This is a genomic window from Cellulomonas flavigena DSM 20109, assembly GCF_000092865.1.
Lineage (GTDB): Bacteria > Actinomycetota > Actinomycetes > Actinomycetales > Cellulomonadaceae > Cellulomonas > Cellulomonas flavigena.
This window is the reverse complement of record NC_014151.1, coordinates 775855-792368: the sequence shown is the minus strand read 5'-3', so window position 1 is coordinate 792368 and position 16514 is coordinate 775855. Positions and strand designations below refer to the sequence as shown.

Genomic DNA, 16514 nt, shown 5'->3' with positions numbered 1-16514 from the left:
CGATGACCGCAGAGCACGGGGCCACGACGCACGCGCGGGCGGCCGCCCGGCGCCGCACGGGAGCACCGCGGGACGTCCCCGTGACGACGCCCGCCGCCCCACCCGCACCGGAGGCCCCACCCCCGCACGCGCTGCGGTGGGACCCCGCCCGCATGCACACCCGCGGCCCGCGACGGCCCGTGTGGCTCGTGCGGTTCCACGCGCTGCTCATCGCGAACGACACCGCCGTGGTGGTCGCCGCGACCGCCCTCGGCGCGTGGCTGTGGGGCGGCCCGCGGCCCGTGACGTTCTTCGGCGCGCCGGTGCCCACCGTGTCGTGGCTCGCCGCCGTGGTCGCGATCTGGCTGGTCGCGCTCGCGGCCGTGCGCTCGCGGTCCGAGCTGATCCTCGCCGTCGGCGTCACCGAGCTGCAGCGCGTCCTCAACGCGTCGGTGTTCGCGCTCGCGGCCGTCATGAGCACCGCGTACCTGGGCGACGCGCAGATCCCGCGCGGCACGCTCGCCGGAGCGTTCGGCTCGGGTCTGCTCGGGCTCATGGTGACGCGCCTGGCGTGGCGGCACCGGCTCATCGCGTGGCGCGCCGGCGGGCGGTGCAAGCGCAACGCGCTGCTCGTGGGGCCGCACCGGGACGTCGTGCGGCTGCTCGGGGACCTGCGGCGCAACCACCGCGCCGGGTTCCGGGTGGTCGGCATCGCGCTCACCGACGTCGACCCGGCACCCGACGCGCGCATCGACGACGTCGAGACCTTCGGGCTCGAGGAGCTGGTCGACCGCGCGCACCACCCGCGCGTCACCAGCGTCGTGCTCGCCGGCGACCTTCCCGGCGGGCGCGCCGCGATCCGCCGGCTCGGGTGGTCCCTGGAGGGCGCCGCGACCGAGCTCGTCCTGCCGAGCCGCCTGACGTACGTCGCCGGGCCGCGCATCCACCTGCGGCCCGTCGAGGGCATGCCGCTGGTGCACCTGTCGCTGCCCACGTACACGGGCGTCGCGCACGTCGCCAAGCGCGGCGTCGACGTGGTCGTCGCGTCGCTCGCGCTCGTCGTGCTCCTCCCCGCGCTGCTCGCCGTGGCCGTCGCGATCAAGCTCGACGACGGCGGGCCCGTGCTGTTCCGTCAGGAGCGCGTCGGCAACCGTGAGCAGCTGTTCACCATGTACAAGTTCCGCACGATGGTGGTCGACGCCGAGGCGCGGCTCGCGGCGCTGCAGGAGCGCAACCAGGGCGCGGGCGTGCTGTTCAAGATGACCGACGACCCGCGCGTCACGCGCGTGGGCCGCGTGCTGCGCGCCTGGTCGCTCGACGAGCTGCCGCAGTTCCTCAACGCGCTGCTCGGGACCATGTCGGTCGTCGGGCCGCGGCCCCCGCTGCCGCGCGAGGTCGCGCTCTACGACGGCGACGTCCACCGGCGCCTGCTGTCCAAGCCGGGGATCACCGGCCTGTGGCAGGTCAGCGGGCGGTCCGACCTGACGTGGGAGGAGAGCGTGCAGCTCGACCTGTCCTACGTCGAGAACTGGTCGCTGTCCGGGGACCTCATGATCATCCTGCGCACGTTCCGCAGCGTGCTGGCGCGTGCCGGGGCGTACTGAGGGCTCGGCCGCGCACGGCCCTCAGCCCTGCGCGAGGCGGTCGAGCGCGAGCGCCGCGAGGACGGCCGACGACGGCACGAGCGCGTCGTCCGCGAACCGCGCGCGCGGCGAGTGGTTGTACGGCGCGTCGGCCGGGTCGAGGCCCGCCGGCGTCGCGCCGACGAACACGAACGCACCCGGTACCTCCTGCAGGACGTAGGAGAAGTCCTCCGCCCCCGGCACGGGCACCTCCGCCTCGTGCCAGCCCTGCGCGCCGTACATCGCGCGGGTCAGCCGCCGCGCACGGTCCACCTCGACAGCGTCGTTCACCGTCACCGGGTAGCCGCGCTGGTAGTCGACCGTGGCGCGCATGCCGTGCGCGGCCGCGACGTGCTCGCACAGGCGAGCGATGCGCTCGGGGGCCGCCGCGTGCGTCGCCGGGCTGAAGGTGCGCACCGTCGCGTCGAGGTGCGCGAGGTCCGGGATGACGTTCTCCTTGGTGCCCGCCTCGACGCGCCCGACCGTGACGACCACGGGATCGAAGACGTCGAACTGCCGCGTCACCATCGTCTGCAGCGCGAGCACGATCTCCGCCGCCACCGGCACCGGGTCCGCCGCGAGGTACGGCTTGGAGCCGTGCCCGCCGCGCCCCTCGACCGTCACGCGCACCTGGTCGGACGCCGCCATGAGCGGCCCCGGCCGTGACGCCACCACACCCACCGGCAGCGTCGAGGACATCACGTGCACGCCGTACGCGCCGACCACCCGCGAGCCCGCCGCGTCCAGCACACCCTCCTCGATCATCAGGCGCGCACCGTGGTCGCCCTCCTCGCCCGGCTGGAACATCAGCACCACCGACCCCGCGAGCTCCTCGCGCCGCGCCGCCAGCAGGCGCGCCGCCCCCACGAGGCCCGCGACGTGCAGGTCGTGCCCGCACGCGTGCATGACGCCCGCGTGCTGCGAGGAGAACGGCTCGCCCGTCTGCTCCGTGACCGGCAGGGCGTCCATGTCCCCGCGCAGCAGCACCGCCGGGCCCGGGCGGGCGCCGCGCAGCACCGCGGTGACCGACGACAGCGCACGGCCCGTCGCGACCTCCAGGTCGAGGTCCGCGAGCGCGTCGAGCACCAGACGCTGCGTCAGCGGCAGGTACAGGCCCCGTTCGGGCACCCGGTGCAGCGCGTGCCGCAGGGCCGCGGTCGTCGGCAGGTCCGCCGCGGCGTCGTCGCGCAGAGCCGCCAGCGTGGGCCCCTCGAGCGTCCCGTCCCTGCGCTGCCCTGCCCCGCCCTGTGCGTCCACGTGCCCCATGAACCCACCCTGCCACAGCGGCCCGACCCCGAGCGGGCTGCTCCACCCGGGTGACACGGGGCGCACCGTCCCCCGTCCGCCGACCATGACGTCCCACGGCACCCGCAGGTCGCTCCCTACCCTGTCGCCGTGCCCACGAGCCCCGACGCCGCCGACGGCGTGCCGCCGCGCCCGCTGCCGACCCGGCCGCGGGTGCCCGCGCAGGGTGCACGCCCGGGCGCGCCGGGGACGGGTTCCGCGGCGCCCGGGGGCACCACGCCGCCCGTGCCGACCCGCACCTCGACGCTCACCCCCGCACCGGGCGTGCCGACGCAGGCCCTGCCGACGCAGTCCCTGCCGACCCGGACCGTGCCGGCGCAGGCCGTGGGCCCGCAGGTGGTCCCGACCGAGGCCGTGCCGCGCCCGCCGGTCGCGGCACCGGCACCGGCACCGACCGCGCCGTACGTGCCGGAGGTGGGGCCGACGTGGAGCGCGCCCCGCGCGAGCGTCCCGACGCGCACCACGGCGCTCGGCCGCGTCGACGAGCCCGGCCGGACGGCGGGGCAGGTGCCCGCGTGGGTCGCCGCGCGCGGCGACCGCGCCACACCACCGCCCGCACCGCGCGACGCGGCGGAGTCCGCGCGCATCCAGATCGCGCCCGGCTGGGACCCGACGTGGGCGCCGACGCCTCCGCACGGGCAGACCGCCGCACCGGGGACCGGCGCCCCGCCGCGCACGGGTGCGGTACCCGGCGCCGCCGCGACCGGCGCTCCCGCGGGCGCCGCCGTGCCGAGCGGGCCCGGTGCTGCCACACCGACGGCACCGGGCGCTCCCGGGTCGCCCGTCGTCGCGCCGCCCGGCGGCCCCGCACACCCTGCGACTCCCGCCGACCCGCCGCGCTCCGGGCTGCCGCGCGCCGGGCGGCGCTTCCGGGTGCCGCCGACGACGGCCGCCGCGGCCGCTGCGGCGCTCGTCGTGTCCGGCGCGGTGTACGCCGCGTCCCTCGCCGTGGGCAGCAGCGACCCCGGTGCACCGGCACCCTCCGCGAGCGCACCGGCACCGACCGCGTCCCCGACCGGCACGACCGCGCTCGACCAGGAGGTCGGCCGCCTCGAGGTCGACCTCGCGGTCGCCCGCGCGACCCTGGCGGGCGCCGCCGGCGCGGACCCCGCGGCGCGCGCCGACCTGGAGTCGGCCGTCGCCGACGCCCAGGAGTGGCTCGACGCGTACACCCCGCCGACCGACGCCGTGCGGCGCGGCACGCTCGTGCGCGAGCTCGCGGCCCACCGGGAGTCGATCTCGACGCTCGTCGCGAAGGTGCGCACCGCGCCGCCGAGCCCGGCCCCGACACCGCCGGCGGCCGCACCGACCCCGGCCACGCCGCGCCCCACGCCGACGCGCGCCCCGGCGGTCCGCACCCCCGCACGTCCCGCCGCTCCGGCCCGCCCCGCACCGACCGCCTCGCCCTCTGCGAGCCCGGGCGCCGGCACGCCGACCGCGGCGCCGACGGCTGCCCCCACGCCGGGCAGCACGCCGTCCCCGACGGAACCCGCGCCCACGTCACCGGCCCCGGACCCCGACCCGACCGGTCCGTCGAGCCCACCCGAGGCGCCTGACTCACCCACCCCCGAGACCCCCTGACGCCCCGGCGTCTCCCGCCCCGCCGGCCGCGAGACGTCGATCCGGCACGGGCTCGATCGACGGCTCACCGACAGGAGGAGGAGCCCTCCCGGCCGCGAGACGTCGAACCGGCACGGGCTCGATCGACGACTCACCGACAGGAGGAGCCCTCCCGGCCCGAGACGTCGAACCGGCACGGGCTCGATCGACGGCTCACCGACAGCAGGAGATGCCCTCCCGGCCCCGAGACGTCAAACCGGCACGGGCTCGATCGACGGCTCACCGACAGGAGGAGCCCTCCCGGCCCCGAGACGTCAAACCGGCACGGGCTCGATCGACGGCTCACCGACAGCAGGAGGAGCCCTCCCGGCCGCGAGCCGTCGAACCGGCACGGGCTCGATCGACGACTCACCGACAGCAGGAGGAGCCCTCCTGGCCGCGAGACGTCGAACCGGCACGGGCTCGATCGACGACTCACCGACAGCAGGAGATGCCCTCCCGGCCCCGAGACGTCGAACCGGCACGGGCTCGATCGACGGCTCACCGACAGCAGGAGGAGCCCTCCCGGCCCCGAGACGTCGAACCGGCCGGTGGCGCTCGGGCCCGTCCGCGGAGCGGCACGTATCGTGGTGCGGATGGCCACGTTCACCGGGTACCTGCGCGCACGCAGCGACGACGAGCTCGTCGCGCTGCTCGTGCGCCGACCCGACCTGGCCACGCCGCACCCCGCCACGCTCGCGTCGCTGGCGGCGCGCGCGACCAGCCGTGCGAGCCTCGACAGGGCGCTGACCTGGGTGGACGCGCTCGTGCTGCAGGTCGTCGAGGCGGTCGTCGTGCTCGACGGGCCGCGGGCCCCGACGCGCGCGGACCTGCACGTCGCCGTCGGCGCGACCGGCGCCGACGCACCCGTCGTCGACCGAGCCGTCGACGACGCCGTGGCCCTCGCGCTCGTCTGGCCGGACGACGAGGGTGCGCTGCACGCCGCTCCCGGGGTGGGCGACGCGCTCGGCTCGTCCGTCGCCGGCCTGGCCCCCGCCGCCGACGGCACCACCGACGCCCCGCTCGCGGACGTCGCCGACGCCCCCGCCGGCGCCGGGCCCGTGCTCGACGCCCTCACGTGGGGGCCGCCCGTGGGGCTCGTGCCGCCGCCGGGCGCGCCCGGCGGCGAGGCGGTCAGGTGGCTCGTCGAGCACGGGCTGCTCGAGCGCGGGGACGGGCGGCACGTCGTCCTCCCCCGGCACGTCGCGCTCACGCTGCGCGGCGGCCGCACCCACCGCGCGCCGGCGCTCGCCCCCACGTTCGCCGACGCGCCCGTGCGCGACACCGCGACCGTCGCCGCGGAGTCCGCGCGCGCCGCCGAGCAGACCGTGCGGCTCGTCCGCCAGCTCCTGGCCCGCTGGGAGCAGACGCCCCCCGGTGTGCTGCGGGCCGGCGGCCTGGGGGCCCGCGACCTGCGCCGCACCGCGCAGGGGCTCGACGTGGACGACGCGCACGCGGCGTGGCTGGTCGAGACCGCCGCGTCCGCGGGCCTGGTCGCCGACGACGGCGAGGAGACGCCGACGTTCGTCACGACCCTCGAGGCCGACGTGTGGGCGGCGCAGGACCTCGCCCCGCGCTGGGCGGTGCTCGCCCGGGCGTGGCTGACCTCGGCCCGTACCCCGTGGCTCGTCGGCGGGCGCGACGAGCGTGGGGCGCTGCGCTCGGCCCTCGACCCGGAGCTCACGCGCCCGTGGGTGCCGCGGCTGCGGCGTGCGGTGCTCGACGTGCTGGCGTCCGCACCCGTCGGGGCGGCACCGACGCCGCAGGACGTGCACGCCGCACTGCAGTGGCGGTCCCCGCGCTCGGTGCCGCCGCTGACCGCGGTCGAGGCGATCCTCGCCGACGCGGCGCGCCTCGGCGTGCTGGGCGCCGGTGCGCTCGCCGCCGCCGGCCGTGCGCTGCTCACCGGTGACGACGCCGCCGAGGCCCTGGCGGCCGACCTGCCCGCACCCGTCGACGAGATCCTGCTGCAGGGCGACCTCACCGGGATCGTCCCCGGGCGCCCGGGCGCCGAGCTCGAGGACCTGCTGGACCTCGCCGCCGTCGTGGAGTCGCGCGGCGGCGCCGTCACCGTGCGGTTCACCGCCGACTCCGTGCTGCGCGCGCTCGACCAGGGCACCACCGCCGACGACCTGCTCGCACGCCTCGCCGCGGCCGCGCGCGGCCGGGTCCCGCAGCCGCTGGAGTACCTCGTGCGGGACGTCGCACGCAAGCACGGCCGGCTGCGGGCGGGTGCCGCGTCGTCGTACGTCCGCGCCGACGACCCCGCGCTCCTCGCCGGGCTCGCCGACGACCCGCGGCTCGCCGTGCTGCGCCCGCGGCTGCTCGCCCCGACGGTGCTCGTCGCCGACGCGTCCCCCGCCGAGCTGCTCGCCGCGCTGCGTGCCCGCGGGCTGGCCCCCGTCGCCGAGGACGCGCGAGGCGCCGTCGTCCACGCCGTCGCACCCGAGCGCCGGGCGCGAGCCCGTGGCAGCCGCGTCGCACCCGTGCGCGAGCGTCCGCTGCCGGAGCGGGCGGCGGCCGTCGTCGCGACGCTGCGACGTGGGGACGCCGAGCCGGACGCGCACGCGGGGCGGACGGGGGGCGTGCGGTCAGGGAGCGTGCGGTCGGGGGCTGTGCCGTCGGGGGGCGGACCGGCGAGGACCGGGCGACGGGGCGCTCCCACCGACGAGGGCGCGGAAGCCCTCGACCCCGTCGACCCCGCCGACCCCGGGCAGGACGCCGACTCCCTGCGCGCGCGGGCGACGGGCGTCGCGCAGCGCACCGCTGCGTCCCGCGCCCGCCGGGGGGCGACGCCGCCGAGCTCCGCACGCGCCACCTCCGACGGAACATCCGAGCCCGGCGCCCTGTTGGTGCTCCTGCGGGAGGCGGCGCAGGCGCGCACGTCGGTGTGGCTCGAGGTGGTGGGGCCGGACGGCAGGTCGCAGCGCCGGCTCGTGCGGCCCCTGAAGGTCGAGGGTGGCCGCCTGCGCGCGCTGGACGAGCAGCGCGAGGCCGAGCTCACGGTCGCCGTCCACCGCATCGCCGGCGTCGATCCCGCGGACACGTGACCACCCCGACCGACGAGCACGAGGAGTCCGGGCACCGCAGTCCCGAGAACCTCGCTCTCGCGCCGACCGACACGACCAGGGAGACACGCCAGTGCCCGACGGCCCGCTGATCGTCCAGTCCGACAAGACACTCCTGCTGGAGGTCGACCACGACCAGGCCGACGCCTGCCGCCGTGCCATCGCGCCGTTCGCCGAGCTCGAGCGCGCCCCCGAGCACGTGCACACCTACCGGCTGACGCCCCTGGGCCTGTGGAACGCGCGCGCCGCTGGGCACGACGCCGAGCAGGTCGTCGACACGCTCCTCGAGTACAGCCGCTACCCCGTGCCGCACGCGCTGCTCGTCGACGTCGCGGAGACGATGTCGCGGTACGGCCGCCTGCAGCTCGTCCAGGACCCCGTGCACGGCCTCGTGCTGCACGCGCTCGACCCGGCGGTGCTGGCCGAGGTCACGCGGTCCAAGCGCACCGCGGGACTGCTCGGCGCGCGCCTCGACGAGACCGACGTCGTCGTGCACCCCTCCGAGCGCGGGCACCTCAAGCAGGTGCTCGTGAAGCTGGGCTGGCCGGCCGAGGACCTCGCCGGGTACGTGAACGGCGAGGCGCACCAGATCGACCTCCAGGAGGACGGCTGGGCGCTGCGGCCCTACCAGCAGCAGGCGGTCGACGGGTTCTTCCACGGCGGGTCGGGCGTCGTGGTGCTGCCGTGCGGGGCGGGCAAGACGCTCGTCGGGGCGGGGGCCATGGCGCGCTCGTCGACGACGACGCTGATCCTCGTCACCAACACCGTGTCCGCGCGGCAGTGGCGCGACGAGCTCGTGAAGCGCACGTCCCTGACGGAGGACGAGATCGGCGAGTACTCCGGCACCCGCAAGGAGGTCCGCCCCGTCACCATCGCGACCTACCAGGTGCTGACGACCAAGCGGAAGGGCGTCTACACCCACCTGGAGCTGCTCGACGCGCGCGACTGGGGCCTGATCGTCTACGACGAGGTCCACCTGCTGCCCGCGCCGATCTTCCGCATGACGGCCGACCTGCAGGCCCGTCGCCGGCTGGGCCTCACCGCGACGCTGGTCCGCGAGGACGGCCGCGAGGACGAGGTGTTCTCGCTCATCGGGCCCAAGCGGTTCGACGCGCCGTGGAAGGACATCGAGTCGCAGGGGTACATCGCGCCCGCCGAGTGCGTCGAGGTGCGCCTGACGCTGCCCGACCACGAGCGCATGACGTACGCGACGGCCGAGCCCGAGGAGAAGTACCGCCTCGCGGCGACCGCCGCCGGCAAGAACCGCGTCGTCGAGTCGCTCGTCGCCAAGCACGCCGGGGAGCAGACCCTCGTCATCGGCCAGTACCTCGACCAGCTCCACGAGCTCGCCGAGCACCTGGGCGCCGAGCTCATCACGGGCGAGACCACGGTGCGCGAGCGGCAGCGGCTGTTCGACGCGTTCCGCACCGGCGAGATCACGACGCTCGTGGTGTCGAAGGTCGCGAACTTCTCCATCGACCTGCCCGAGGCGTCCGTGGCCATCCAGGTCTCCGGGTCGTTCGGGTCGCGGCAGGAGGAGGCCCAGCGGCTGGGGCGGATCATGCGCCCCAAGGCCGACGGCAAGACCGCGCACTTCTACACGGTCGTGGCTCGCGACACCGTCGACCAGGACTTCGCCGCCCACCGGCAGCGGTTCCTGGCGGAGCAGGGGTACGCCTACACCATCGTCGACGCGGAGGACCTGGGCGTCGCCCGCTGAACGGTGGGCGCGCGCGGAGCCGCACCCGCCGGGCAGCGGGCGGAGCCCAGGTCCGACCACAGGACCGGAGGACCTGGGCGTCGCCCGCTGAACGGTGGGGGCGCCTCACGGTTCACCCGAACGGCACGTCCGTGCAGGTCAGACGCGCGACCGGGGCGGCGGTCGGGGGGCACCCGACCTGGACGCTCGTCGCACTACGACCCTCACCTACGCCACACTGGGGACCGATGAGCCTGCTGCAGCTGACACCTGACCTCCTCTCGACCGCCCTGCCGACCGGCTGGCGCGCCCACGCCCCCGGGCGTGACGACGTACCCGATCTGCACGCACTGCGTGCTCGGCACGAGGTCGCGGCGACGGGTGCGGAGTCGGCCTCGGAGGACCAGACGCACGCGGAGGTCGCGGGGGACGCGGCCGGGACCCGCACGCACGTCATGGTGCGCGACGCCTCCGGGGACGTCCGCGGCTGGGCCACCGCGCACGACCGCGCCGGCGGTCGCGTCCTGGTCGCGGTCGTGGTGGACCCGGAGCTCGACGACGCGACGGGCGACGACGTCGCCGCAGCCCTGTTCGCATGGGCGCAGGGTGCCGGTGCCGCGCACGCACGCGCTCGCGGGCTGGACGGCACGCAGCTCGACAGCGGCGCCTTCGCGCCGGACGCCCGCCAGCAGCGCCGGCTGGCCGCCGCGGGCTACGCGCAGGTGCGTACGTGGTGGCAGATGAAGCGCCCCGTGGACGCCACGGACCGCGGTCTGCGGCCCACGAGGCCGGGGGTCGTGGTGCGGCGCCTGACCCGCGAGGTCGGCGGCCTGCCGCCCGAGCGCGATCTTCTCGCGGCGCACGACGTGCTCGAGCAGGCGTTCACCGACCACTTCAACCACCACGCCGAGACGTTCGGCGAGTTCCTGGCGCGGCTGCGCTCCGACCCGGGCCACCGGTGGGACCACTGGTGGCTGGCCGAGCTGGTCGACGGTGACGAGGTGCTGCCCGTCGGTGTGCTGCTGGGCGCCGCCTCGGTCGACGACCACGGCCGGGCGGTGGGCAGCTACGTCGAGTACCTGGGCGTGCTGCGCGCGGCCCGGGGGCGCGGCGTGGCCCGCGCGCTGCTGGACGCGATCGTGACGGACGCGGCCGAGCGCGGTCGCACGTCGGTGGGCCTGGAGGTCGACGCCGACTCCCCCACCGGCGCGTCCGAGCTGTACCTGTCGGCCGGCTTCACCACGTCCTACGTCACCCAGTCCTGGCACCGGTACACCAACGCCTGCTGACCCGTCCGGGCCGCAGCAGTGGTGCATCGTCGACCACGACCGCGCGCGGGGCGCGAGCTCGTGACCACCGTCCGGCGGTAGGACCGGACTGCGGCGCCCTGTGGACGGCCGGGTGTCGCGAATGTCCGGTCCTGCCAGGATCGGCCGGTGGTCGACCTGAAGCTCATCGTGTCCGTCATCGCCCTCCTGGTCTCGGCCGTCGTCCAGCTCGACCGGTGGGCGGAACAGCTGCGCGAGCGGCGAGCGGTCCGTCGGGCCCGTGCGCGACGAGCGAGCCTGGCGGCCCGCGCGGCTGACGAGTACCACCGGGTGCCCACCGGGTACCTGACGCGGTCGGCACGGCGCGCGCTCGCGGAGCTGGCCCGGGCCGTCCGGTCGGGGCAGCAGGAGCTACCGCTCGCGCCCGCTCGTCTGGGAACGCAGGCGGCGCGTGAGCTCGCGACGGTGCTGGGCGAGGCCCGGACCGCGCACGCGGAGGTGCTCCTGGCGCAGCAGGCCCTCGACGAGACACCGCCGGACGACGAGCGGACGGTGCGCGACCACGCCACCCAGATCCTGCGCACCTGCCGACGGGCCACGAGCCCGCTGCAGGAGCAGCTGACGGCGATCGCGGCGGCACGCGCGCTCGAGGCGGACGTCGACGCCGTGCTCACCGCACTCGATGCCGACGCCGCCCGCGAGCGGGACCGCGCCGCGGCCGCGCGACAGGTCCTCGCCATGCTGGGCGACCGTCACCCACCGGTCGCGCTGGCCCCCTTCGTCCGTCACGTCGACCGGGCCGACGCCCTGCTCGCGCACGTCGGCAGGACGTTGACCAAGGGCCACGCGCGAGCTGTCGCCGGGGCCCAGCCCGGGGCGGTGGGCTGCGCACGCCTGGCCGAGGAGACGCTCGCGCAGGTCGGGCAGCTCCTGGCGGAGGTCGAGTCCGCGGACGCCGAGCTGACGGCGACCGCGGCGCGGCTCGCCTCGGGTGTCGAGTCCCTCACGGCCGACCTCGCCGACGTCGAGCGACTGGCGAGCGACGACCCCGACGTCGCGGACCTCGCACGGGAGGTCCGCGAGGCACTGGCCGACGCCGCGAGCGCCCGTGCCGGAGCAGGTGACCCACGCACCGCTCTGCGCCGGATCACGGCTGCCGAGGTCGCGCTCGACGCGGCACTCGCCCCGCACCGCGTCGCCGAGCAGGCGCGCCACCGCGCCGACGAGCAGCGGCGCCGCGCCGAGGCCCAGGTCGACGACGCCCTCGCAGAGCTGGAGGACGCGCTGGCCGTCACGAGGCAGCTCGTGCGGACCCTCGGCGGTGTCGGTCCGATCGCCCGTACCCGCCTGCACCGGGCCGAGGAGCTGCGGTCGTGGGCCGTTCGGAACCGCACGGCCGACCCGGTGACGGCGCTGACGGACGCCCGCCGGGCCACCGACATCGCCCGCCGCGCGGAGCAGGTCGCCCGGCGTGATGCCGGCGGCTCGGGAGCGCACAGCCGGTACCAGGACGAGCGGCGGGACGCGCACGCACGTCCCGCCGTCCGCCCCGGGTGGCGCAGTCGCGGGTCCCTGTGGGGTGACGAGCCGGATCAGGCGCCGCCCGTCACCCCGCAGGACGACGAGGTGCCCGGTGGGCGCGGCCTGCTGGGTCCGTTCACCACCTGGCAGGACGACCCCGACGACCGACACCCTCGCGCCTGGTAGCGGACCGCCGGGACGGCCCCGGACGGCCTGTCGTACCGCCTCCCCCGGCTCGCCCGCGTCCTGAAGTCACGGCCGCGCGTCCTGGCCCGCGCCGGGGAGCTGGACCGGCACGCGCTGCACCGCGAGTTCATGACGCGCGAGGAGGTGATGTCGCAGCTGCGCCTGCACGGCATCACCGACCTGGCCGACGTCGAGCAGGTCGTGCTCGAGCCGAACGGCATGATCAGCGTCGTGCGACGGGACCACGGGGAGCCGGACGAGCCGCACCCGCCGGCCGACCTGCCCTGACGGGCTCCGCGACGGACCCGGGCGCGGTCGCCGGGAGCGGGACGCGCCGCAGCAACCGCATCGCGTTCGCGATGACGACGAGGACCGACGCCTCGTGCACCAGCATGCCGACGGCCATCGTCACGCCGCCCAGCAGGACCCCGACGAGCAGCGTCGCGACGGTCACGAGCGCGACCGCGACGTTCTGCCGCATGACCCGCGCGGTGCGCCGGGCCAGTCCGAGCGCGTGCGGCAGGCGCAGCAGGTCCTCGGCCATGAGGGCGACGTCGGCGGTCTCCACCGCCACCGCGGACCCGGCCGCGCCCATCGCGACGCCGACGTCGGCTGCGGCGAGCGCCGGAGCGTCGTTGACGCCGTCGCCCACCATCGCGACGACGTGGCCGCGCGCCTGCAGGTCCCGCACGGCGGCGAGCTTGTCCTCGGGGAGCAGCCGTGCCCGGACCGTGGTCACGCCGACCTGCGCCCCGACCGCGTCGGCGACACGCTGCTGGTCGCCGGTGAGCACGACGACCTCGCGCACACCGGCACGCCGCAGGCGCGCGACGGCCTCGGCGGCCTCGGGACGCACCGGGTCGGCGACGCCGAGCACCCCGAGCACGTCGTCGTCGAGCGCCACCACCACCGGCGTGCGCCCCGCCGACGCGAGGGCGGCCACCGTCGACTCGACGGCCGTCGTCGCGACCCCGTGCTGGGCGAGGAGCGTGAGCGTCCCGACGAGCACCCGGCGGCCGTCGGCCCGGGCGACCAGCCCGCGACCCACGACCGGCTCGACCTCGTCGGCCGCGGTCACGTCGAGCGCGGCGGCCGCGGCGACGACGGCCTCGGCCAGCGGGTGCCCGGACCCGAGCTCGGCACGCGCCGCCCACCGCAGCACAGTGTCCGCGTCGACGCCGTCGACCGGCACGACGTCCGCGACGCGCGGCCGCCCCGCGGTGAGCGTGCCGGTCTTGTCGAACGCGACGGCCGTCACGCGCGCGACCGTCTCCAGGTGCTCGCCGCCCTTGACCAGCACGCCGTCCCGCGCGCCGCGGCCGATGCCCGCGACGACCGCGACGGGCACGGAGATCACCAGCGCACCCGGGCAGCCGATGACGAGCAGGGTCAGCGCGAGCGCGACGTCACCGGTGACGACGCCCGCGACGACCGACAGCGCGATGATCAGCGGGGTGTACCAGGCGGAGAACCTGTCCATGAGCACGGCCGTCCGCGCCCGGGCGTCCTGCGCCTCCTCGACGCGGTGCACGATCCGCGCGATCGTCGTGTCCTGCCCCGTGCCCGTGGCCCGCACCCGCAGCATCCCGCCGTGCGACACCGTGCCCGCGAACACGCGGTCGTCGACGACCTTCTCCACGGGGATCGACTCCCCCGTCACCGTCGACTCGTCGACGGCACCCGTCCCGCCCGTCACGACCCCGTCGACCGGCACCCCCGTGCCGTCGCGGACCACGACGGTCTCGCCGACCGCGACCTCGTCGGCCGGCACCTCGACCTGCACGCCACCGCGCACCACCACGGCGGTGCGCGGTGCGGCGTCCACGAGCGCGGTCAGCGCCGCGCGTGTCCGGTGCAGCGTCGCGTCGGTCAGCGCGTGCCCCAGGGCGAACAGCAGGGTGACCGCCGCCGCCTCCCAGTAGTCCCCGATGACGACGGCGCCCGCCGCGGCGACCGCGACCAGCAGGTCGATGCCGACCACGCGGGCCCGCAGCGCCCGGACGGCGCGGCGGGCCGTGGCCGCACCGGCCACGAGTGCGGCGCCGACCATGAGCAGGTCGGACCACGGCGGGACGCCGCGCGTCACGAGCGCGGCGAGCACCAGCAGCCCACCGACGACGGGGACGGTCCAGCGGCGGTGCAGCGTGCGGCGGGCGGTGGTCATGGCATCTCCTCGGTCGGGGTCCCGCGAGGCGGGCGGGTGCGGGGGGTTGGTTGCGGGGCGCGGGCGGCGGTGGTGCGGTCGGGTGCGGCCGGTCGACGCGCCGCGCTGCGACGTCAGGCGGGGCGGGCCGCGTAGCCGACGCTCGCGACCGCCGCGACGAGGTCGTCGACCGAGACCCGCTGCGGGTCGTGCTCGACCTCGATGCGCGCGGACGCGAACCGGACGGCGACGGCGGTGACGCCGTCGAGACGGCCGAGCCTGCGCTCGATCGTCGTGACGCACGACGGGCAGCTGAAGCCCTCGGCGCGCAGGACGGTCCTGGTGGTGGCGGTCGTGGTGCTCACGGGGTCCTCCTCGGATCGGTGCGCCCGTTCCGGCGCCTCACCAGGGACGTTACGAACCGCGTCGCGACCCGACCATGACGCACGTCAATCGACGGCCGATCCGCCCCGGGACGCACGTCCCCGGACCTGCGGACGGGCACGTCCTACGCTCGAGGTCAGGAGGTGGCCATGACGACGCACCCGCCCGACCCCTCCGCGCGGGGTCGACGACGCGTCCCGCTCGCGACGGGCTGCGGCGAGCCGCACGACTGCCCGCGCCCCGTCCGCCTGCGGGTGCTGGCGCGCACCGGGTACTTCGCGGGTCTCGACGACGCCGCGCTCGCCGACGTGGACCGTCGGCTGGTGTCGCTCGCGTGGGCGCAGGGCGACACGCTCTTCCGTGCCGGCGAGCCCGCAGAGCACCTGTTCGTGCTCGCCGCCGGGCGCGTGAAGGTCGTGCACCCCACGGAACGTGGGACGGACGTCATCACGGACGTGCTGGTCCCCGGCGACCTGTTCGGCACGCTGAGCACGCTCGGCGACCGGACGTACCCCGAGACGGCTCAGGCGCTGACGACGGTGTGCGCGCTGCGGCTGGACGTCGGGACGTTCCGGACGGTCCTCGCCGAGCACCCGACGGTGGCGCTGCGGGTGCTCGACGACGTGGCCGCCCGCCTCCAGGCGGCGCGGACGGGGGCGGCGCGGACGGTCAGCGGGACCGTCGAGCAGCGCGTCGCCGGCGTGCTGCTGCGCCTGGCCGACCGCCTCGGCCAGGAGCAGCGCGACGGTGCGACGCTCCTGCAGCTGCCGCTCACGCGCGCGGACCTCGCGGCGATGACGGGGTCCACGCCCGAGTCGGTGTCACGCGTGATGAGCCGGCTGCGGCAGGAGGGCGCCATCACGACGGGTCGCCGGTGGACGGCCGTCGTCGACGCCCGACGCCTCGCGCAGCTCGCCGGGTGACCCCGGCGGCGCGGTGCGGACGCGGGGTCAGACCGTGACGCGGCGAGCGGCGTGCTGGTGGACCAGCTCCGTGAAGGACGTCGCGACGGCACGGCCGACGGTCTCGACCTCGTCGGCGCGCTCGGTCATCTGCGCGACGACAGTGTCGGTGTCGGTGTCGTCGTTGGCTTCGGCCCACGCGCGCATCGTCTCGACACCGCTCTCGGGGTGGAACTGCACGCCCCACGCGCTGCCGATGCGGAACGCCTGGAACGGGTACACCGCGGACGACGCGAGCCACACGGCGCCACGCGGCAGGTCGACGACCGCGTCCGCGTGCATGCTGGGCTGCGGGCTCGTGCGCGCCGGGCCGGCGAGCGCGACCACCGGGCCCACGAGCGGGTCGTCGGCCGCCTCGGGGCGCCACCGGACGTCGATCACGCCGGCCTCGCGCCCGGGGGGCGCGGCGACCTCGACCCGGCCGCCGCGGGCGACCGCGAGGAGCTGGGCACCCAGGCAGATGCCGAGTGCGGGCACGTCGGTGGCGCTCACGACGGCGAGCAGGTCGCGCAGCGGGCGCAGCCACGGTGCGGCGTCGTCGTCGTGCGCGGACATCGGGCCACCGAGGACGAGGAGCCCGTCGCCGACGTCGGTCGGCCCGGGGATCGCGTCGCCGAGGTCGGCGCGGACGAGGTGCACGTCGACGTCGGTCAGCCACTCGGCGAACCGGTCGAGGCCGACGTCGGGCGAGCTCTGGACGACGGTGAGGTGGGGGGCGCGCCCGGTGTCGACGGCATCCAGCGCGCTGTCGTGGGAGGGGACGGTCACACGTCCACGG

At 76.9% G+C, this 16514-nt stretch carries 12 protein-coding genes; 8 read left to right on the top strand and 4 right to left on the bottom strand.

The annotated features are described in order from the left end of the window. Nucleotides 1–2: 2 nt before the first annotated feature. The gene (locus CFLA_RS03675; protein WP_013115974.1) at nucleotides 3–1583 is read left to right on the top strand and encodes a sugar transferase; all 1581 of its coding nucleotides are present in this window, start codon (nucleotides 3–5) and stop codon (nucleotides 1581–1583) included. Between the two features lie 21 nt (nucleotides 1584–1604). Here the strand turns inward: CFLA_RS03675 and CFLA_RS03670 are convergent, their stop codons facing one another. Then, nucleotides 1605–2867 (bottom strand): M20 metallopeptidase family protein, encoded by a 1263-nt coding sequence (locus tag CFLA_RS03670; protein WP_148234275.1) that lies wholly within the window; start codon nucleotides 2865–2867, stop codon nucleotides 1605–1607. A gap of 129 nt (nucleotides 2868–2996) precedes the next feature. On the opposite strand from CFLA_RS03670, the gene CFLA_RS03665 reads away from it, so the two are divergent. From CFLA_RS03665 to CFLA_RS19430, 6 genes are all read left to right on the top strand, one after another. After that, a complete protein-coding gene (locus tag CFLA_RS03665) occupies nucleotides 2997–4487 on the top strand; it encodes a hypothetical protein (protein WP_013115972.1) in 1491 nt (496 codons plus the stop codon). Nucleotides 4488–5101: 614 nt separating this feature from the next. Next, the gene (locus tag CFLA_RS03660) at nucleotides 5102–7555 is read left to right on the top strand and encodes a helicase-associated domain-containing protein (RefSeq protein WP_013115971.1); all 2454 of its coding nucleotides are present in this window, start codon (nucleotides 5102–5104) and stop codon (nucleotides 7553–7555) included. A gap of 91 nt (nucleotides 7556–7646) precedes the next feature. Beyond that, nucleotides 7647–9293: a DNA repair helicase XPB gene (locus CFLA_RS03655; protein WP_013115970.1), complete on the top strand. Its 1647-nt coding sequence runs from the start codon at nucleotides 7647–7649 to the stop codon at nucleotides 9291–9293. 227 nt (nucleotides 9294–9520) lie between these two features. Then, nucleotides 9521–10561: a GNAT family N-acetyltransferase gene (locus CFLA_RS03650; protein ID WP_013115969.1), complete on the top strand. Its 1041-nt coding sequence runs from the start codon at nucleotides 9521–9523 to the stop codon at nucleotides 10559–10561. A gap of 147 nt (nucleotides 10562–10708) precedes the next feature. Further along, nucleotides 10709–12247: a hypothetical protein gene (locus CFLA_RS18865; RefSeq protein ID WP_013115968.1), complete on the top strand. Its 1539-nt coding sequence runs from the start codon at nucleotides 10709–10711 to the stop codon at nucleotides 12245–12247. 27 nt (nucleotides 12248–12274) lie between these two features. Further along, nucleotides 12275–12535, top strand: a complete 261-nt coding sequence (locus CFLA_RS19430; protein ID WP_081449639.1) for a YetF domain-containing protein — start codon at nucleotides 12275–12277, stop codon at nucleotides 12533–12535. Here the strand turns inward: CFLA_RS19430 and CFLA_RS03635 are convergent. Beyond that, nucleotides 12471–14411 (bottom strand): heavy metal translocating P-type ATPase, encoded by a 1941-nt coding sequence (locus CFLA_RS03635; protein ID WP_013115967.1) that lies wholly within the window; start codon nucleotides 14409–14411, stop codon nucleotides 12471–12473. The two genes, CFLA_RS19430 and CFLA_RS03635, sit on opposite strands and share 65 nt — an antisense overlap. A 113-nt stretch (nucleotides 14412–14524) precedes the next feature. Next, the gene (locus tag CFLA_RS03630) at nucleotides 14525–14755 is read right to left on the bottom strand and encodes a heavy-metal-associated domain-containing protein (protein ID WP_013115966.1); all 231 of its coding nucleotides are present in this window, start codon (nucleotides 14753–14755) and stop codon (nucleotides 14525–14527) included. A 168-nt stretch (nucleotides 14756–14923) separates the two neighbouring features. Between CFLA_RS03630 and CFLA_RS03625 the strand changes: the two genes are divergently transcribed. Next, nucleotides 14924–15697 carry a Crp/Fnr family transcriptional regulator gene (locus CFLA_RS03625; RefSeq protein WP_013115965.1) on the top strand — a complete coding sequence of 258 codons (774 nt, stop codon included), beginning with the start codon at nucleotides 14924–14926 and terminating at the stop codon, nucleotides 15695–15697. A 27-nt stretch (nucleotides 15698–15724) separates the two neighbouring features. Here the strand turns inward: CFLA_RS03625 and CFLA_RS03620 are convergent, their stop codons facing one another. Further along, the gene (locus CFLA_RS03620; protein WP_245530296.1) at nucleotides 15725–16504 is read right to left on the bottom strand and encodes a type 1 glutamine amidotransferase; all 780 of its coding nucleotides are present in this window, start codon (nucleotides 16502–16504) and stop codon (nucleotides 15725–15727) included. Nucleotides 16505–16514 lie beyond the last annotated feature (10 nt).